General features: G+C 47.2%; 15 protein-coding genes. 4 read left to right on the top strand and 11 right to left on the bottom strand.

Annotation, left to right across the window (positions count from 1 at the left end; translation table 11 throughout):
- Nucleotides 1-103: 103 nt before the first annotated feature.
- From MMG82_RS13125 to fabB, 4 genes are all read right to left on the bottom strand, one after another.
- Nucleotides 104-3,433, bottom strand: a complete 3,330-nt coding sequence (locus MMG82_RS13125; RefSeq protein WP_241406952.1) for a FimV/HubP family polar landmark protein — start codon at nucleotides 3,431-3,433, stop codon at nucleotides 104-106.
- Nucleotides 3,434-3,612: 179 nt separating this feature from the next.
- A complete protein-coding gene (locus MMG82_RS13120) occupies nucleotides 3,613-4,629 on the bottom strand; it encodes an aspartate-semialdehyde dehydrogenase (protein ID WP_055648755.1) in 1,017 nt (338 codons plus the stop codon).
- Between the two features lie 2 nt (nucleotides 4,630-4,631).
- Nucleotides 4,632-5,762 (bottom strand): 4-phosphoerythronate dehydrogenase, encoded by a 1,131-nt coding sequence (locus MMG82_RS13115; protein ID WP_140907255.1) that lies wholly within the window; start codon nucleotides 5,760-5,762, stop codon nucleotides 4,632-4,634.
- 150 nt (nucleotides 5,763-5,912) lie between these two features.
- Nucleotides 5,913-7,124: a beta-ketoacyl-ACP synthase I gene (gene fabB, locus MMG82_RS13110; RefSeq protein ID WP_037420122.1), complete on the bottom strand. Its 1,212-nt coding sequence runs from the start codon at nucleotides 7,122-7,124 to the stop codon at nucleotides 5,913-5,915.
- 138 nt (nucleotides 7,125-7,262) lie between these two features.
- On the opposite strand from fabB, the gene mnmC reads away from it, so the two are divergent.
- Nucleotides 7,263-9,362 carry an FAD-dependent 5-carboxymethylaminomethyl-2-thiouridine(34) oxidoreductase MnmC gene (mnmC, locus tag MMG82_RS13105; protein WP_241406951.1) on the top strand — a complete coding sequence of 700 codons (2,100 nt, stop codon included), beginning with the start codon at nucleotides 7,263-7,265 and terminating at the stop codon, nucleotides 9,360-9,362.
- A 186-nt stretch (nucleotides 9,363-9,548) separates the two neighbouring features.
- On the opposite strand, the gene MMG82_RS13100 is transcribed toward mnmC, so the two are convergent.
- From MMG82_RS13100 to prmB, 6 genes are all read right to left on the bottom strand, one after another.
- Complete coding sequence (locus MMG82_RS13100) at nucleotides 9,549-10,157, bottom strand: RNA methyltransferase (RefSeq protein WP_241406950.1); 609 nt, start codon at nucleotides 10,155-10,157, stop codon at nucleotides 9,549-9,551.
- A 3-nt stretch (nucleotides 10,158-10,160) separates the two neighbouring features.
- Complete coding sequence (locus tag MMG82_RS13095) at nucleotides 10,161-10,442, bottom strand: YfcL family protein (protein WP_011622202.1); 282 nt, start codon at nucleotides 10,440-10,442, stop codon at nucleotides 10,161-10,163.
- A gap of 84 nt (nucleotides 10,443-10,526) precedes the next feature.
- Nucleotides 10,527-11,657: an ATP-NAD kinase family protein gene (locus MMG82_RS13090; protein ID WP_241406949.1), complete on the bottom strand. Its 1,131-nt coding sequence runs from the start codon at nucleotides 11,655-11,657 to the stop codon at nucleotides 10,527-10,529.
- A gap of 63 nt (nucleotides 11,658-11,720) precedes the next feature.
- On the bottom strand, nucleotides 11,721-12,890 hold the full coding sequence (locus tag MMG82_RS13085) for an MFS transporter (RefSeq protein ID WP_241406948.1): 1,170 nt from the start codon (nucleotides 12,888-12,890) through the stop codon (nucleotides 11,721-11,723).
- Nucleotides 12,891-12,959: 69 nt separating this feature from the next.
- A complete protein-coding gene (aroC, locus tag MMG82_RS13080) occupies nucleotides 12,960-14,054 on the bottom strand; it encodes a chorismate synthase (protein ID WP_241406947.1) in 1,095 nt (364 codons plus the stop codon).
- A gap of 114 nt (nucleotides 14,055-14,168) precedes the next feature.
- Nucleotides 14,169-15,113, bottom strand: a complete 945-nt coding sequence (prmB, locus tag MMG82_RS13075; protein WP_023267697.1) for a 50S ribosomal protein L3 N(5)-glutamine methyltransferase — start codon at nucleotides 15,111-15,113, stop codon at nucleotides 14,169-14,171.
- 80 nt (nucleotides 15,114-15,193) lie between these two features.
- Between prmB and smrB the strand changes: the two genes are divergently transcribed.
- The gene (gene smrB / locus MMG82_RS13070) at nucleotides 15,194-15,724 is read left to right on the top strand and encodes an endonuclease SmrB (protein ID WP_041416788.1); all 531 of its coding nucleotides are present in this window, start codon (nucleotides 15,194-15,196) and stop codon (nucleotides 15,722-15,724) included.
- A gap of 77 nt (nucleotides 15,725-15,801) precedes the next feature.
- Here smrB and sixA read toward each other — a convergent pair whose 3' ends face one another.
- A complete protein-coding gene (gene sixA / locus MMG82_RS13065) occupies nucleotides 15,802-16,272 on the bottom strand; it encodes a phosphohistidine phosphatase SixA (RefSeq protein ID WP_241406946.1) in 471 nt (156 codons plus the stop codon).
- A 169-nt stretch (nucleotides 16,273-16,441) separates the two neighbouring features.
- On the opposite strand from sixA, the gene MMG82_RS13060 reads away from it, so the two are divergent.
- The gene (locus tag MMG82_RS13060; RefSeq protein WP_241406945.1) at nucleotides 16,442-19,231 is read left to right on the top strand and encodes an insulinase family protein; all 2,790 of its coding nucleotides are present in this window, start codon (nucleotides 16,442-16,444) and stop codon (nucleotides 19,229-19,231) included.
- A gap of 284 nt (nucleotides 19,232-19,515) precedes the next feature.
- Nucleotides 19,516-19,987 (top strand): two-component regulator propeller domain-containing protein (locus tag MMG82_RS13055; protein WP_277622214.1); only part of this gene is annotated, 472 nt, incomplete at its 3' end.

Genomic DNA, 19,987 nt, shown 5'->3' with positions numbered 1-19,987 from the left:
TCACAATTAATTTAGCGGCGCATTTTATCACAGCAGCCCGTAAAAAAAACGGCGCTGTGAGCGCCGTTGATCGTTAACATTAAAGCTTAATGCCAGTTCAAACTTAGCCGATCTCTTTAAGTAAACGAGCCGCTTCGTCCTGTTGACGCTCATTACCATCAATTTGAACTTCACGGAGTAGCGCTTTGGCGCTGTCACTGTCATCGATTTCAATATAGGCACGGGCCAAATCGAGCTTAGCGTTAACAGAGTTCTCTTCATCGTCCACATCAATCATGGCTGCATCACCAATCAGGGCACCCACATCACTCATCTCCACATCCATTTCAGGATAGAGATCTGTCTCTGTGTTATCCTGCTCGGCGTCATTAAGCAGTTTTTCAATATCGATATAGCCATGTTCGTTTTGGAAATTAGTCAAATCATGCTCAGGTACAAACTTCTTCGACTGACGTGACTCCTGCGCATCTAGCGCTGCTAATGCTTCATCGACCGTGAGAGTATGCTCATCATCGAGGGCAAAGCTATCTTCTGGTGTTAATACCTCATCATCTTCAACTTCGGTATTGGCACTAAAAGCAGCAAGCACATTGTCGTCACTTAAATCGATATCGTCATCAGTATCTAAGTCCGCCCTGAAAGCAAACTCATGAGCGACATCCTCATCAACAATATCATCATCTTTGTCAGTGATAATCTCGAATGTAGGCTCAACCTTATCAATCGGTTCGTCTAAAACAAATTCCAGAGGTTGACGCGGGGAAACCGCCTGCGGATCGACAGCGATAGGATCCACGGGTGCAACAGGTTCGGATTTAGGACTGTCAGTTTGTGCGCTAGACGTAGGTGCAAAGTTAAGCTCAGTGTCCCAATCCAGTACATGGGGATCTTTACTCTTGTTAGCTTTTAAGTCGTTAAAGAAAGAAGCCTCTTTCTCTTTAACTTTTGCCGCGGCGGCAGCTGTCGCAGCCGTTAAAGCTGCTGTGGCGAGTACCGTATTATCAGCTTGATTATCAGCATCGGAACCGGTAAATTTTGGCTCAATTGCGATTTCGTTTGGATTATCATCTGGGCTCTTCGCAATCGTATCGCTAAGCTCAAAGGTATCATCCGTACCATCAATCGCATGGGCAGCACCGATGCCCTTGAGTAAGCCTTCATCCTCGAGCTTATCATCTGTTTCAGGGTAGGTGGTTTCGAGGTCGAAATTAAACTCATCCGCGTCGGCTTCAGCCTGCTCTGGCACATCAAATTCGGCGAGAAGAGATTCGAGATCATCATCTGCAGACGATAACTCTTCAGGTAATGCCGTTTCGAGCTCTGCTGCCAGCATATCGTGAGGGATGTCGGAATCATCGCTAGACGTTTGTTGTTCCGCCGAATCTTGGGCCTCAAAACCTGCGAGCAACTGGTCAAGATCATCATTGACTGGTAGGTCGGTGTTTAGTTCCTCTTCCAATTCGGCAGCAATGGCTGCTGCAAGTGCAGGGTCATGCGCGGTTGGTGCATCCAAACCTGCGAGCAGAGAATCAATATCGTCGGATTCAATGACACCGATATCATTAAGTTCAGTATCTAATTCTGCGGCGATTTCATCGCTTAAGTCAGGCTCTGGCGCTGCGGGTTTATCAAAATCGGCCAGTAACGCATCAATATCGTCGGTTTGCGCGACCCCTAGCTCTGCTAACTCATTATCTAATTCAGCAGCAATTTCATCGCTAAGATCGGATGCTGTAGCGGTGTTTTCCTTACCATAATCCGCTAATAATGCATCGAGGTCGTCCTCAGCCACTGGCTCAGATACCGAATCGGTCATTTCAGATTGATTAAACCCGGCGAGCAAGGCATCAATATCATCTTCAGCCGTTTCAGTTAACGCTATATTTTCAAGTTCATTATCTAATTCCGCAGCAAGCGATGCGGCTAAATCTTGATCGGTATCTAACTCTGCCGCATCAACCACCTCTGGGTCGGCTGGAATATCAAATCCCGCTAATTCATCAAGGTTCTCATTAGTAGATGGCGCATCAGGCTCTTCGGAGCCAAGCCCTGCCAATAATGCATCAAGATCCTCTTCTTCGAGAATATTACCTGATTTGGGTTTTTCTTCTTCCGCAAAGGCTTCCTCTTGGTCGCCCATGGCCTCAGCCCAGAGATCATCTAAGGATTGGCCTTCGTCCTCTTCAAATTGTGGTTCTGCCGCAGTGTTAACACCTGGGTCAATAAACATTTCAGAAGCGATGTCCATCTGCTCATGGCCATCGGTCATTTCATGCTCGGGTTGTAAACTCACGCTACCAACATCTAATAAGCTATCGATGGAATCGGCATGGTCAGTGTCTAAATGCACAGCCATATCGTCAAGATCATCGTCATCCATCGCCAGCACTGATGCTCCCGTTGCCACACCAGCAGCACCTGTCGCCATGGCTACCTGCTGGGCTGCTAACTCACGGCGTTCTTTATTACGCTTACGACGAAGCATCCAGAACACAAGCAGCAGTAGTAACAATGCAGGGACTACCGCTGCTGCAACCAATAACAGCGGATTATTTATCAAGTTTCGCCATAGATCTTCAGGCTCAGTAGGCGTTTGCGGCTGCGCATCGGCATCTGATGGGGCTTGAGCAGCTTCCACCTCGGCCTTCAGTGCAAGATTTTGCTTTTTACTCGCCTGTAAGGTTTCCTCTAATACCGCAATTTGTTGGTTTAAATCCTCAATTTTGGCTTTAAGGGCTTCAACATCGGCATTTCTTACCGCGAGCTGGTCTTGTGCTCTGGCTAACTCATCAGTTAAGGATAAATTTTTGCTCTCCGCGGCCTCAAGGCGAGTATTCACATCGGAACTCACCATTTTCGGCGCAGCGGGTGGCGTCGCAACGGCATCCGTTTTAGCAACTTCGGTCTTAGCCGCTTCGGGTTTAACATCGACTTTAGGTTGAGGCTCTACCTTAGGTTTATTTTCAACTACGGGAGTGACAACAGTCGGTTTAGATACTGGTTTAGTCGCCGCTTTGGCGGTATTACGGACTTGCTTATCGCTGCGTTCGGCGCGAGCAATCGCTACACTATTGGGAATGGATAACATCACTTCTTTCGAAGGGATCAGCAAAATCATGCCACGTTCTAGGCTGTTATAACTGTCGGAGTTAAACGCATGGGGGTTAGCATCAAATACTGCGGCCATCACTTGATAAACACTGACACTGGCATCGGGACGGACTTTTTGCGCAATACTCCAGAAAGTATCTTTAGCGGTCGTTGGCCCATATTGATGATTGACCTGACGGATTTGTCCATCTGGTCCCATGATTTTTAAAGGTTTTATTTTGGGAGTATCGGCAGCTATCGCAGGATCAATAAAAGAGGTCGTGGAAAAAACAGCTAAAACGGTGGCCATCAGGCCCACAAGATACGAAGTGCGAAATTTCATCAATCCTTCCCTTTGAAGCGCTATTTAAGTTATCTCGCTGATAACAGGCTTTAGGCAATTGTATTTATTGAGATTACTATAAACTAGAAATCCCAGCCCTGCTACTGTTCACAATTGTAAAACAAAAAAAGCCTGCTGGCAGCAGGCTTTTTCATTGGGCATCAATTGCTACTTAAGACTTAGTAATAATCTCTCACTAAAATCTCGGCAATTTGCACACTGTTTAAGGCTGCGCCTTTACGAATATTGTCCGACACTACCCAAAGGTTAATACCGTGAGAATGGGAGATATCCTTACGCACACGGCCCACATAAACAGGATCGGTACCCGCTGCATGGGTCACAGCCGTTGGATATTCGTCATCGGATTCGAACAATACCACTCCTTCGGCATTACGCAGTAAAGCTTTAATATCTTCTGCATCGGCGACTTGACGCGTTTCGATATGTACGGCTTCTGAGTGACCATAGAATACCGGCACGCGCACAGCAGTCGCGTTAACGAGAATGTCATCGTCACCAAAAATCTTCTGGGTTTCCCAGACCATTTTCATTTCTTCTTTGGTGTAGCCGTTGTCCATAAATTTATCAATTTGCGGCAATACGTTAAACGCGATTTGCTTTGGATAAACTTCAGCGTCAGCAGGCAGACCTTGCAGCAGCTTAGTGCATTGTTTTGCCAGTTCTTCAATCGCTTTTTTACCCGTACCAGAGACCGATTGATAAGTCGCCACGTTAATACGACTGATGCCATAAGTGTCGTAAATCGGTTTTAGAGCCACCAGCATTTGGATGGTCGAGCAGTTCGGGTTGGCAATAATATTACGGTTGCGGAAATCAGCAATCGCATGGGGGTTAACTTCAGGCACAACCAATGGAATATCAATGTCATAACGGAAGTGAGAGGTGTTATCGATCACCACACAACCCGCTTCAGCTGCGATAGGCGCCCACTTGGCCGAGACATCACCACCGGCAGAGAAGAAGCCTAATTGCGCTTGGCTCCAATCGAAGGTTTCGACGTCCAAAATGGTAACTTGTTTGCCATGGAAGCTGACCGTTTCACCGGCGCTACGGCTACTGGCTAAAGGATATAAGTTCGCAACCGGGAAGTTACGCTCTTCGAGGATCTCAATCATTGTTTGACCCACTGCACCCGATGCACCTAAAACGACAACATTAAATTCCTGCGACATAATTACCGACCGACTCCTGAAAAACCTAAATTGGACAACCAATCTACCTCAGATTGGCCGTGATAAGCCAGCGCCAATGCACTAAATTCGCGTCGATGTTTGTGATTTTTTCTCATAGTGTCGAAGCCATTCGACCTTGCAAAGCCATTTCGGAATACGGCATCGTCATCACGCAGGTCGTAGACGAATCTTGCGAGCTGTAATAGGGCTTTTTCATCGGGGACTTGTTCGAGTTCAACCGCCTTAAAATGAAATGGAGGCAATAGCTCGAAAAAGCGTTTGGTGGCCGGAATGGCTAACAACTCACACAACTTTTGGTACAGCATAAAAGTGCCACGAGCCTTACCTTCTAAGCTGTAACCGGCGATATGCGGGGTGGCAAACTCAGCAAAAGGCACCAACTCCGGCATGGGATTCGGCTCCCCTTCCCATACATCGAGCACCAATTTAAGATCATCCCTTTGCTGCTTGACCTTAATTAAGGCTTGATTATCAATTACATCACCACGACAACAGTTCACCAACCACGTATTAGGTTTAAGACTCATCAGGCGCGCTTCATCGAATAAATGCAGTGTCTTATGCTCGCCAGAGCGAGTGATGGGCACATGTAGGCTGATGATATCCGCTTCATGTAATAGGGTCTCAAGGCTCACAAAATGACGGGGATCGCCTTCGGCCGCTTTGATGGGATCATTGAGTAATACCTTAATGCCGTAGGCTTCGAGACATTTAGCCGTTGCGCTACCAGTATTGCCCGCACCGATAATCCCCACAACTTTACCCTTGAGCGGCGAGTTAAACCGCGCCGCCAGTTCTAACATCGCAATAAAGGCAAACTCCCCGACAGCGGTCGCATTACAGCCGGGCGCATTCGAAAAGGGAATGCCACGCCCAGCAAGGTAGGCCAGATCCACATGATCAGTCCCTATAGTTGCGCTGCCGACAAACTTAAGTTTTGGATTGGCATCTAACAGTGCGGCATTGACTCGGGTGACAGAGCGCACCAGCAGCACATCGGCATCTTGCACCTGCTCAGGCGTTAGCGTGCGGCCATTGACTGGAATTATCTCGCCTAACGCCCCAAATAAGGGTTCGACATAGGGCATATTTTCATCGACAACAATCTTCATGGGGACCTTTCTGATAAAAATGGGCTAGAGAGTGAGTAGCCAAGGATTCTAGCAAGACTCTGATCATAAACCCAATCCCTGAGTCGCATTGCTCAATTTTAGCTAATAAAAAAGGAAGCCGAAGCTTCCTTTTTTAACAAAAATAATAGTTTACTTATATTTGCGCATCACTAACGTTGCGTTAGTGCCACCAAAACCAAAGCTGTTGCTCATGACAGTGTTTAGCTCTGCATCGCGGTATTCACGCACGATTGGCATGTCCTTCGCAGCTTCATCTAAGTTATCGATGTTGATGCTTGGGGCAATAAAGCTGTTTTCCATCATGATTAAGCTGTAAATCGCTTCATGTACGCCTGCGGCGCCTAATGCATGACCCGTCATAGACTTAGTCGATGCAATCGGTGGACACTTGTCTTTAAAGACTTCACGTAGTGCTTCTAATTCACGCACGTCACCTACTGGAGTAGATGTACCGTGGGTGTTGATATAGTCAATTGGTGTGTCCACATCGGCCAGTGCCATTTGCATACAACGCACCGCACCTTCGCCAGACGGAGCCACCATATCGTAACCGTCTGATGATGCACCATAACCAATCACTTCAGCATAAATCTTCGCGCCACGAGCCAGAGCGTGCTCTAACTCTTCAACGATTAAGATACCGCCACCGCCAGAGATAACGAAACCATCACGGTCAGCATCATAGGTGCGAGAGGCTTTTTCTGGAGTGGCATTGTATTTAGTCGATAGCGCGCCCATCGCATCGAAGCCCATGGTCAGAGTCCAATCCACTTCTTCCGAACCGCCCGCAAACACCATATCTTGCTTACCCATTTGGATAAGTTCAACGGCGTGACCGATACAGTGAGCACTGGTCGCACAGGCTGAACTGATTGAGTAGTTCATACCTTTAATTTTGAAGGGTGTCGCTAAACAAGCGCTGGCCGTGCTCGACATAATGCGTGGCACGATATAAGGCCCCACGCGTTTTACGCCTTTTTCGCGTAGAATATCAGCCGCTTGCACTTGGTTAGAAGACGAAGCGCCGCCTGTACCCACAATCAACCCTACGCGAGGATCTGAATATTGCTCTTCAGTTAACTGAGCATCCTTAATGGCTTCTTGCATTGCAATGTAAGCATATGCCGCAGCATCGCCCATAAAACGCAGCGCTTTACGGTCAATCAGCTCTGAAGGATCTAATTTGATATTGCCCCATACATGACTGCGTAGTTGCATTTCTTCAAACTGAGCGGAATGTGTAATACCACTACGGCCCGCTTTAAGTGACTCAGTCACTTCTTGCTTGTTATTACCGATACTTGAAACAACACCCATTCCGGTGATCACGACTCTTTTCATTTTATTGCTATCCATTGTGTACATGTCAGTACCTACTTTTTGCTGAGCCAATAGTATCTGTTTTGCTTCAATTAAGTGGTCAGCTTTCCATAAAGGCGGGTAAAATAATGCCTAATATGAGACCGAGAGTATATTTCTTTGACTGCTAAGCCCCAAAAATCTTACCAATTTAAGCGTGATTACCCGCAACTAATCAACCTTTATCCCCCATGCGCATTGACTACTGCACAGTCTCTGGACAATTTTACTCTCCTTCAACTCTCTCGCTTACCGACGCAATCAACTCAGCTCATTCAGGGCTTGCACGTCATGGGGCAATGGGGATTAGGCGATGGACTCGAGCTACTCTCTTTACTGCATCACTGGCAAACGCATACTCAACCTCAAGGCAAAACGCGTCTGTTAGTCAAAGTGTTTGAGCCCAATCCCATTAACGATTACGAACTTAAATTACTTTGGGATCAATCGCAAAGTTTAATTTCCAAGCCTCATTTACAACCCATTGCCAATGCCATACTTAAGGCAAAGCCTGCGCGCATTATAGGGTGCCAGAGATTAATTTTTGATGACGGCCTAATCACAGTCGATTTGCATTTTGGCGATCTGAACACAGCACTTAGCCAACTCCCCCACAGTACTTCTCATCCCATTCAGCAATGGCTGGTTTTGCCGCATTTACCTGCGCAGCTAAATGGTAAGCAGCTCTGGCAAATGGCGCGCTTGAGTGCGGATGATGCCCTACTGATTGGGCTTAATCTTAGTGAAACAGCGCAACACCTTGCCCACAGCTGCGGCTTTAGCACGCTTGACGTCAGCCAAGACGCTCTCAATGAAAATGCCTGCGACTCACTGCGAAACCATATTATCAGCGACAATATTCTGATCCATGAGCGTAAATTGCTGCGTCAACAAGCCGATACCGTTCAGGCATTTACCCCAAAACCTTCGGCACTCGCCACTAAAGAGCAGCCAATTGCCATCATAGGCGGGGGACTCGCATCAGCACATCTGATGCTATCACTCGCCGAACGAGGCCAAAGTAGCATATTGTTTTGTAAGGATAATGAGTTAGGCCAAGGCGCGTCTGGTAATCGCCAAGGGGCGATCTATCCCCTACTCACGCCAGAAAATGATGAACTTAGCCGTTTTTTCCAACAGGCGTTTCTATTCAGTCGCCGCCGAATCGAGGCGCTGAGTCTTGCATCAACGATGGGCACGAACGGAACATCTGGTGTGACGCCAATTTCCCATGATTTTTGTGGCGTGCTGCAAACAGGTCATGATGAGCGCAGTCAACAACGGCTGGATAAAATCATCCAAAGCCAAGACTGGCCAGTGGAAATCGCCTACGCCGTTGATGCGAATGAAGCCAACGAAATAGCTCAAATAGGGATTGATAAGGCTGGATTTTTCTATCCCCTTGGAGGCTGGGTATGCCCATTTGAATACGCCAAGGCGGCGGTAGATAAGGCCTCGCAACTTGCCCATGTGCTGTGCCATTTCAATACCGACATCACCGAAATCAAGTGTGATACAAATGCTTGGTATCTCCACACTCAAAGCCAACGTTTTGGACCATACAGCCAACTCGTGCTCGCCAATGGCGCGCAGGTGACACAGTTTTCAGCCAGTGAACGTTTGCAGATAAGTCCGTTTCGCGGCCAAGTGAGCCACGTCCCTGCCAAATTTAAACTGAGCCAATTGGCGACAGTGTTATGCGCGAATGGTTACCTCACGCCGAGTCATCAAGGGTTGCATTGTCTTGGCGCCAGTTATGTAAAAGCGGCAGCTCACCTCGATTTTTGCCCGCAGGAGCAACGGGAAAACCTGGGGAAAATGCAAGAAAGCTACCCCGATCAAGCCTGGGTTGACGATATCGACATCAGCGGCAATAGCGCCCGAGTTGGCGTGCGCATGGTAACGCGGGATCATTTCCCGATGATGGGCTGCGCGCCCGATGTGGCTGAAATATTGGCGCGCTATGAACAGCATCAACTCAATCAGCAGCAGGCCGAACAAAGCAAGCATTATTGGCAAACGACCCCAGCTCCCATCCTCAATGGCCTTTATATTCTGGGCGGTTTAGGATCGCGGGGATTAAGCTCCGGCCCCTTGGCGGCCGAATGCTTGGCGGCACAATTAACTGGTGAGCCGCTGCCACTGGATTGGCCAACCTTAAATAAACTCAACCCAAATCGGATGTGGTTACGCAAATTACTAAAGGGTAAAGCACTTTAGTAAAGAGCACTTTAGTAAAGTGCGGCCTGAGTGAAAACTAGTTGATTAAAACAAAGGCTTATCATTGAATGCTAATCAGGCTTGCATCTAATCGCACCAGTGATTGGCAGCCCAAAACAAAAAAGGATTAAGCAGTGCTTAATCCTTTTTGTATTTAGACTGAGCATTAACTATTAAGCGTTAACCCTAGAGCGAAGTACCCTGCTTAGTCGTTTTAACACGAGTGCGATTATTATTGTCTCGACTTTGACGGATCAAGGCATCACCATCGAACTCGGTTTGAGCTGATACTTGCTCACGATGGGCTTTCGCTAATCTATCGTACAGCAGCACATTGACCGAGGCAGCCAGATTCATACAGCCTACCGTCGGCACATAAACCACGGCATCCGCCCTATCGATAATCTCTTGGCCAATGGTGCCATCCTCAGGGCCAAACACATAAAAGGCTTTCTCGGGATGCACAAACTCAGGTAAGGGTGTCGCCCCTAGGACTAAATCCACGCACACCAGCTTAGTGTCAGAGGGGAGCGCATCGAGTAAGGAGGCCACCCCAGTTAACGGAATGCGCTCGGCGGCGCTCTGCGTATCGGCGTTATATTGCTGCGGCCCACGGGCAGCATACTCATAGCGTTTGCCCGTGTAGAACACCGCATCAACACCATAACAACCCGAAGCGCGCATAATGCCGCCCACATTGGTCGGGGTTTTCGGATTGACTAGACCGATATAAACCGCTTGCTGCCCGTCAGGTTCAGCCATGGCATCAACCGAAGTCGTCGTGGATATACTCATCAATTAGGCCGCTAAATGACTAACAATCTTGCCATGTAATTGTGTCCAAGCCGCTTCAACTAATGCAAAATCGGCATCATTTAATTCTTGGCGCGCCAGCGCTAAACAGTCGGTCATTTTTTCAAGTAAGGCTTCTAACGTGCTCTCGCCTTCATCTTCGAGTTGCGATAACACCACCGCCACATGGCCTTGCAGATAACCGCAGGCAAATAAGGCATCGTCATCACCATGGCTTACGACAGACTCAATCCACTGTTCTAGTGCTTCTTCATACTGCTCTAACATCGGGTCAAACTCTCCAATAACGTATTTCGCCCAAATGGCCGCTGGCCCCTCGGTGCTTGCAATCTCCGAGGAGAATAAATCTGATTAATCGGGGTTGGCCACCTGATACATCACATAATCATGGTAACCCGTCGTCACTTTGTAATAGCCACAAAGCTCACGATCTAATTGAGGGTCGCCACTATCCACAATTAAGGGGCGTCCTTCAAGTGCTTTTAGCTTAGTTTTTGTGGCGAGGATAATAATATTGTCCTTACCGAGGCGGCGGATCAGCTCTGGCGACAACTGCTGGTTGCCACGACCGAGAATATGCCCCTGCCCGCCAATCAAGGTAATAACCAGTTTTGCGGGCTTATCTTGGGTAAGGTCGAGTAACTGCTTGGCGGTTAAATCACTCGCCACTAAGGTTTTATCTTGGATAAGATCAACCCCCAACAGAGTGTTATCGAGCCCAAGCTCTTCCATCACAAAGGCGACCGTGCTGCCCGAGCCCATAATGTACAGCTCGTCTTCCATCTGCTGGATAACATCAGCGGCAATGTCGGCGAGCACGAGCTCATCGACTTCTTTTCCGCCCATCTTCACCGCTTGCACATAACGGGGTTCAGCGGGCACTAATAGCTCACCAAACCGTTTGGCGCGCACCGTGCCTTGGCGAAAAGCTACTTCATCGATATCCATCACATCGGCGCTCATTAGGCTGACTAACTCACCTTCGAGCAGCATTTTCACCACCATACCCGCGGCATGGGGCGTGATGCCGTAAACGCCCGAATGGATTTTGACCCCAGCCGGCACACCAAGCACGGGTAATTTATCGTCGATAACGGCTTGTTCAAACACGCTATACACATCGCGTGCGGTGCCATCGCCCCCCGCAAACAGTAATAAATCTAACGGTTCATCAAGCAAGGTACGCACAACGGCTTGCGTGTCTATCGCTTGAGTTTTATCCGGAGTTTGATACACCACACGGGTGTTAAAACCTAAGGCGTTGGCGGCATCCTCCCCCATCACACCTGAGGCGGTAATGATTTCGATATCTTTGGCAAAAGGGGCAATCACTTCTAAGGCTTGCATCATACGCTTTATTGCCTTGGGCTCGGCACCTAAGGCGAGTGCCTGCTCGGCCACGCCATCGCTGCCCTTAAGACCCACACTGCCACCTAAACCCGCCAGTGGATTGATGACTAAGCCTAAACGAAACCGGATCACCTTAACCTCTCTTGTTCATTATTCTAGTTTTTACAATGAGTTACTTTCACAATCAATGTCAGCTTATGCAGCAACCGCTTGCGCCCTATCCTTAGGGATCAAAAATACCGCTAACATGGCCGCAAAAGCACAGGTCGCCGCAAATACCCAAGACCATACAGCGCCGCTACCATCACCCCAGATATAACCGCAAATCCAAGTCCCGAGCGCGCCGCCAACCCCAAAGCTTAAGCTGGCATACAGGGCTTGTCCTTGACTGCGATGACTTGCATCAAAATTTCGATGCACAAATTGAATCGAGGCTGCATGGGTCAAGCCGAAGGTGAACGCATGCAGCACTTGGCTTAACCCCAGCAATAACATGCTCTCAACACCAAAGGCGACCAGCAACCAGCGCACGGCGGTCATGGCAATACTGACGACAAGTAAGGTATTGACGCCATAACGTCCAAGCAAGCGAGGCGCAAACATAAACATCACGATTTCGGCCATTGCACCGAGGGCGACAAAAATCCCCGCGGCCGCTTCGGTGTAACCCGCCTGCTTAAGATAGAGCACAAAGAAACCGTAAAAAGGCCCTGCGCTCATCTGTAATAACATCGCCGACACCATGAACCACAGAATGGGTTTAGTCCATTTAAGTGGCTGGCGCTCTTGTCCTTGTGGGCGCACAGCCCGATTGGCTGGCAACGGCAAGGCGCTGACCAGCATCCCCGTAAACAAAACTAAACCAATATAGGGCAACACCTCGGTGCCCCATTGACCAATGGCAAAACCGGCGCCGACGACTAAGCAGATATAGCCAATGCTGCCAAAGCTGCGGATTTGTCCATAGCGGCTGGCATTTTCACCTAAGGTTTCGAGGGTGATCACCTCAAGCTGCGCCAAAATCGCGTTCCAGAAGAAGGTATACAGCGCAAGGCTGAGCGCCATATACACAAAACCACCGTGGTAGAAAAAGCTTAAATACGCCAGCATCGCCGCGCCCGCGCCCATCTTAACCAATTCAGAGCGCATGCCTGTGCGATCGGCCACCTTCGCCCACACATTGGGAGCCACGATACGGGTCGCCATTAAAATCGCGAGCAAAAAACCGATTTCTTGAGGGTTAAATCCCCGGTTTTCGAAGAAGACCCCAAGGTAAGGGATCATAGTGCCGAGAATTGAAAAGAAGAAAAAATAACAGGCACATAGCCAGCGTAACTGCTGGCTTGTGCTAGAGATTGTAGGCATTAACGCATTCCATTTATTACACAGCCGCTATGCATCTTTATTCCATGCAGACTGTCTCATTCATCGCGCCTATCTCATGCCGAGAATCGGTGTATGACTGCGAACATCCTGATTTTGAGCTCTGTGTCTTAACAGATGATCCATCAACACAATCGCCAGCATAGCTTCGGCGATCGGTACCGCGCGGATCCCGACACAGGGGTCGTGACGACCTTTAGTCACCACTTCTGCCATTTCACCTTGGGCCGTCATGCTTTGACCCGGCACACTGATACTCGAGGTCGGTTTTAATGCGATATGAGCAATAATCGGTTGACCCGATGAGATGCCGCCGAGGATACCGCCCGCATGATTAGATTCAAAACCCTGGGGCGACATTAAATCGCGCCCTTCCGAGCCCTTTTGCGTGACAACGCCAAAACCATCGCCGATTTCAACGCCTTTTACCGCGTTTATGCCCATTAAGGCATGGGCGATATCGGCATCGAGCCTGTCGAACACAGGTTCGCCCAGTCCAACAGGCACGCCAGTCGCTACCACAGAGATTTTGGCGCCAATGGAATCACCGGATTTTTTCAGCTCGCGCATATACTCATCCAGCGCCTCGAGCTTACTCGCATCGGGAAAGAAAAAGGCGTTCTGCTCGATTTGACTAAAATCGAGGGTCTCGGCACTAATCGGTCCAAGTTGCGACATATAGCCTTGGATATTAATCCCATGCACTTGTTTTAAATACTTTTTCGCCACAGCGCCTGCAGCAACCCGCATAGCGGTTTCGCGTGCCGATGAACGGCCGCCACCACGGTAATCACGCATGCCATACTTTTGCTGATAGGTGTAATCGGCATGTCCTGGACGGAATAAATCTTTGATATTGGAATAATCTTGGCTGCGCTGATCGGTGTTTTCGATCAAAAGCCCAATGGAGGTGCCCGTGGTTTTGCCCTCAAACACACCGGATAAGATCCGTACTTCATCAGGCTCACGACGCGCTGTGGTATAACGGGATGTGCCAGGACGACGGCGGTCTAAATCATGCTGCATATCGGCTTCGGTGAGTTCGAGCCCTGGTGGGCAACCATCAATAATACAACCGAGCGCCACACCGTGACTTTCACCAAAGGTAGTCACCACAAAATTTTGACCAATACTGTTTCCAGACATCCGCTTTTTACACCTTAAATGATTTGCTTATCGCTCCGCGCCCAGCAATGGCTGGACAATTCTTTTTCCCGCTGCAAGCCTAACTGGCAGCGGGAAAAGACTCAACCTAATTTATTATTGCGCGTCGCGATAAATAGCAAAAAGCGATTGATGTTCGACCAGTTGGTCGCGCGTCAACACAAACACACCGTCACCGCCGTGTTCAAAGTTAACCCAGGTAAATGGCACTTCAGGGAATTGTTCCATCAGATGCACCATAGAGTTACCCACTTCAACCACTAAAATTCCCGTTGGTGTCAGGTATTGGGCCGCATTCGCTAAAATGCGTTTGGTTAAGTCAAGGCCATCACGACCGGAAGCTAACCCAATGGCTGGCTCATGGTGATATTCATCTGGCATATCGCCGATATCTTCTTCATCAACATAGGGCGGATTAGAAACAATCAAATCGTATTGTGGACCTTCAGGAATGGCTGAAAACAGATCCGATTGCATCGGGAAGACTCTGTCCATCACCCCTAAGGTTTCAACGTTGATTTGCGCTACATCGAGGGCATCTTCACTGATATCCAGCGCATCGACCTCGGCGTCATCAAATTCGTAGGCACAGGCAATTGCGATACAACCACTGCCGGTACATAAATCTAAAATACGATTAACGGGTTTGCCGTATAACCAAGGGCCAAAGCGATTGGCAATCATCTCAGCGATAGGTGAACGTGGCACCAATACGCGCTCATCCACATAGAACTCAAGCCCTGCAAAGCGCGCTTTATTGGTTAAATATGGCACTGGCAAACGTTCACGAACGCGACGAATGATAAGCTCGACAATTTTGTGTTTTTCGCTGCTGGTTAAGTTACTTAAAATCACCTGTTGGCCGATTTCTTCAGGTAAGTGCAGCGCATGGAACACTAAGGCAATCGCCTCATCCCACGCGTTATCCGTCCCGTGGCCATAGTACACATTAGCATCATTAAAGCGGCTCACCGCCCAACGCAACATATCACCAATGGTGCGTAACTCTGTCACAGCTTCATCTACAAAGATCTTATCCAAAACGCTCTCCCGCTTGTATGTTCACAAACATTGTAACTGAACTCTATTCAGAAACCATAGGATTCAATAGAATACCCGCCATGAATAAAGACGATGACAAAGAAGGCATGGCGATGTTTTCGGCGCTAATCGAAGGGATAAAACCTATCACCCAAGATAAGCGGCATTTTCGCGCGCCCCTAAAAACCAAACAAGAAATTGAACTAAAAGAGCAGCAGTTGCATGCTAATAGTTATTTCTCAGATACTTATCAACCTCTGCTGCCCGTTCAGGGACCAATGCGTTGGCTCGACGAGGGTGTCGATAGTCTGGAGCTTAAACGCTTAAGACGTGGCGACTATCAGCCGGATTTGCTGCTGGACTTACACGGTTATCGCCAGTCGGAAGCCAAACTCGAATTAGCAGCGCTGATCCAAGCCTGTGTAAAACAGCAAAGCCAATGTTGTTGTGTGATGCACGGTTATGGCACGGGCATACTTAAACAACAGGTGCCAATGTGGTTGGTGCAACATCCTATGGTGAAAGCCTTTCACCAAGCGCCCAAAGAATGGGGTGGCGATGCCGCGTTATTGGTACTGATTGATATTGGTGACCAGCCCCATCGACGTTAAGTTATCCAACTTTATAAAAAAAGCATACTAAAACAAAGGGCCCACATCTGTGAGCCCTTTGTTTTATATTGAATTTATTAACTAATACTATGAGGAGCATGCTGCCACACAAGAGAGGCTTGCTCGGCATGTTTATCGATTAATGTAATCCCAGAGGTAGCAAATAAAGGCGGTTCAACACCTGCTACCAACTCACTCACCAAATAACCTAACAACGGCATATGGGAAATAACCAACACTTTATCGGCCTTATACAATTCGGCATAGGCCAAAATCAATGCGGCAACATTAGCAGGATCGCCAGACGGCACTAAATCATCGACAACTAGCCATTTGCGCGGCTCAGGAAAATGTTGACTCAATGTTTGCCAAGTTTGCTGAGCCCGTAAGTAAGGACTAACCAAAACAAGATCAAAATCGCTGACGCTTCGGGCTAACCAGTTGCTCATTAACACTGTATGGTGTCTTCCAACATCGGTTAACGTTCTATCCCTATCCGACTGAGCATTAAATCCAGCATCACCATGTCGCATCAAAAATAGCTGCATACGTCTCTCGTTACCCATACTTGTTTTTGTTTTATCCCAATTGTAGCCCTAAAATGGATTTCGACAAACCTTGCAAGAGTTAATCTTTAGTCGATAAGCACAAGAGATATTTGCCAAAAACCATTAAGACTATCAATATATAACAAGCCATCGTCATCGGAGTGTCTCTTTGCAAGCCTCTCAGTCTATTTACAAAAGTCCAAACGATCATCGCCAGTACCGTTATCTCGTGTTAGATAATGCGCTGCGGGTATTATTGGTGGAAGATTTGGACGCTAGCCAAGCCGCCGCCTCCATGGCGGTCGCAGTGGGACATTTTGATGATCCTGTAGATAGACCCGGTATGGCGCATTTTTTAGAACATATGCTCTTTTTAGGCACCGAAAAATTCCCCGACTCAGGCGAATACCACTCATTTATCAATCAGCATGGTGGCAGCAATAATGCTTGGACAGGCACCGAGCATACCAATTTCTTTTTTACGATCAACGCTGACGTATTTGCCGACTCCCTAGACAGATTTAGCCAATTCTTTATCGCCCCCAAATTTGACCTCGACCTAGTCGATAGGGAGCGCCAAGCGATTGAATCTGAATTTAGTTTAAAGCTGAAGGACGATATCCGCCGCACCTATCAAGTGCTTAAAGAAACCGTCAATCAACAGCATCCGTTTTCAAAGTTTTCCGTGGGCAATTTAGTCACGCTAGGCGGAGAACAGGCGCAGGTCAGAAGCGAGCTGTTAGCATTTTATCAAAGCCATTACAGCGCCAATTTAATGACGCTCTGTTTAGTCGCACCTATGCCGTTAGATGAGCTTCAGGCGCTTGCAGTGCAATATTTCAGTACAATCAGAAACTTAAACTTAGTCAAACAGTATCCCGATGTACCGCTGTTTTCTGAAAACGAACTGCTTAAGCAAATCAATATTGTCCCCTTAAAGGAACAAAAGCGTTTAAGTATCAGTTTTAACTTTCCTTGCATCGATCACTACTACAAACGCAAGCCGCTCACCTATATTAGCCATATCCTCGGCAATGAGAGTAAAGGCAGCCTGCTGTCGTATCTTAAAGAACAAGGTTTAGTGAATAACCTCTCCGCAGGCGGCGGAGTCAATGGCTATAACTTCAAGGACTACAGTATAGGCCTACAACTGACAGACAAAGGCGTGGCCAATATTGATGATATTGTGTGCAGCTGCTTTGAATACATCGAGCTGATAAAAAACCAAGGCCTTGAGGATTGGCGCTATTTAGAACGTGCGAATCTGCTCAAAATGGCGTTTCGCTATCAGGAGCAAGTGAAATCCCTCGATTTAGCCAGCCACTTAAGCATCAATATGCATCACTACGAAGTGGAAGACTTAGTCTTTGGCGACTATCGCATGGATGGCTTAGATATTGATGAAACCCTTGAGCTATTGCGCTTAATGACACCGCAAAATATGCGCTTGCAACTCATAGCACAGTCCGTTAAGACCGACCGCAAAGCCAATTGGTACCATACGCCGTATCAAGTCTTACCGATAAAGCCCGAATCCCTTGCCCGTTGGCAAGTCACACACATTCGCCCAGAGTTGCAATTGCCCGCTGCCAATCCCTTTATTGTGGCAGATTCCATTGCTCGGCCCGATAAAAGTGAAGTCGCTGTGCCTGTGATTGTCGCGGAATCAACGGGATACCGCATTTGGCATAAAAAAGACGATGAGTTTAATGTCCCGAAAGGCCATATGTATTTATCACTCGATTCAGAGCAGGCGAGTAAAACCCCAAAACATGCTGCCCTCACCCGCTTATACGTTGAGATGCTGCTCGATTACTTAACTGAGCCCACTTACCAAGCGGAAGTCGCTGGACTTAGCTATAACATTTACCCCCATCAGGGTGGGATCACCCTACATTTGTCTGGTTTTACTGGGAATCAAGAGACGCTGTTAGCTTTGCTTATCCATAAAGCAAGAGAACGTAATTTCACCGAAGAACGGTTTGCCTTAATCAAGTCTCAGCTGTTACGTAGTTGGCAAAATTTAGCTCAAGCTAAGCCGATTTCACAACTGTTCACCAGCCTGACAGCAACATTACAGAAGCGCAGTTACGAACCAGCCAGAATGGCCCAAGCACTTGAAAATATAACCTTAAATGATCTACATAACCATGTAAGGGCATTTTACGAAAAAATTTATCTAGAAGGATTAATTTACGGCGATTGGTTAGTCTCAGAGGCGCAGGCACTCGGCAAACGTCTGGAGCATATCTTGTCCCTCGTCTCTAGCCCTAGCGCAGAATCCACCCGTGAATTAATTAATTTAACCGGACAAGGCACCCTTTTAAGAGAACTGGCGATAGATCATCAAGACAGCGCCATTATCGTCTATTACCAATCAGCAAGGGCAACGCCAGAAAAAATGGCACTGTTTAGCTTACTAAATCACGCGATGTCCTCAACCTTCTTCCATGAACTGCGTACTGAAAAACAATTAGGCTACATGGTTGGCACAGGTTACCTTCCGCTGAATCGCCATCCTGGACTCATTTTCTATATTCAATCACCCACAACGGGTCCACTGCATTTACTGGAAGCAATCGACGAGTTTATCGCGGACTTTAACTATGCAGTTATGCAAATAACGAATGAAGAATGGGAAAGCACAAAACAAGGACTCATCAACCAGGTAATGGAACATGATGCCAATCTTAAAACTCGTGGCCAACGTTATTGGGTGAGTGTCGGTAATCGAGATTATCAGTTCAATCAACGGGAACTGGTTGTGGCTGAAATCAGCAAGCTCACCCGCCCCGATTTAATCAAGTTTATGATGCAAAAAATGCGCACGAAGCATAGTGATCGCTTAGTGCTTTTTAGTACCGGTTCTGAGCATGTATCTCAATCAGCCCTCAAATCTGACAATATGATTACCGATCTAAAACTGTTCAAACAAAACGCTGAAAAGTTCAATTTTTAACCTAAAAAAAGCTGCTAGATCATTAATCCAGCATTTACTGTAAACAAACAAAACCGCTGCATTCATGCATTTGTGCAGTAGTATCTCTGGTCTTTGTTGTAAAAATTAATGTAAAACATGGTCAATCCATCCCTCAGATCAAATGCTGCACACTATCTAACGCCATCTGTCTGCAATTTAAAGGAATTTTTACATTATCACTTTTGACAAAAGCTTCTATTTCTGGAAAAGTGATGTAACACAATTGTTTCATGGCATCCTCGGACAATACTAAGAACAACACTATGCCAAAAGCACTCTTACAAATAATTATCCTTCATTGCTTGTTTTTAAGTACTTTGATTCTATCTTTCTATACTTCAGCATTTTCTAGTGAGGCCTCCCCTCAAGTGATTTTACAGTCACAGTCATTCGGAGTGGCACAAGGCCTTTCGCAAGGCACTGTAACCTCAATAGTTCAAGATAATGATGGTTATCTCTGGATTGGTACATTTAACGGCCTTAACAGATTTGATGGAAGAAACTTCAAAAATTTTTATGCTGATGAAACAAGTTCCGGATTACCTAGTTCATTTATTCGAAGTTTACAATTAGATAAGAATGGTAAACTTTACGTAGGTACAGATAAAGGTTTGGCAGTATATGATAAAAGTAAAGATTCATTCATAACATACGGCCCTCCATTTGAAAATAAGCCTATTTGGAGTATAAACACCACTTTAGATAGCCTAATCATTGGTACCGACAACTCAATAA

The sequence above is a fragment of the Shewanella sp. MM_2022_3 genome (assembly GCF_022557375.1).
In the GTDB taxonomy this organism is placed as follows: Bacteria; Pseudomonadota; Gammaproteobacteria; order Enterobacterales; family Shewanellaceae; genus Shewanella; species Shewanella xiamenensis.
Note: the sequence above shows the minus strand (reverse complement) of the source record. Positions and strands in the feature narration are given on the sequence as shown.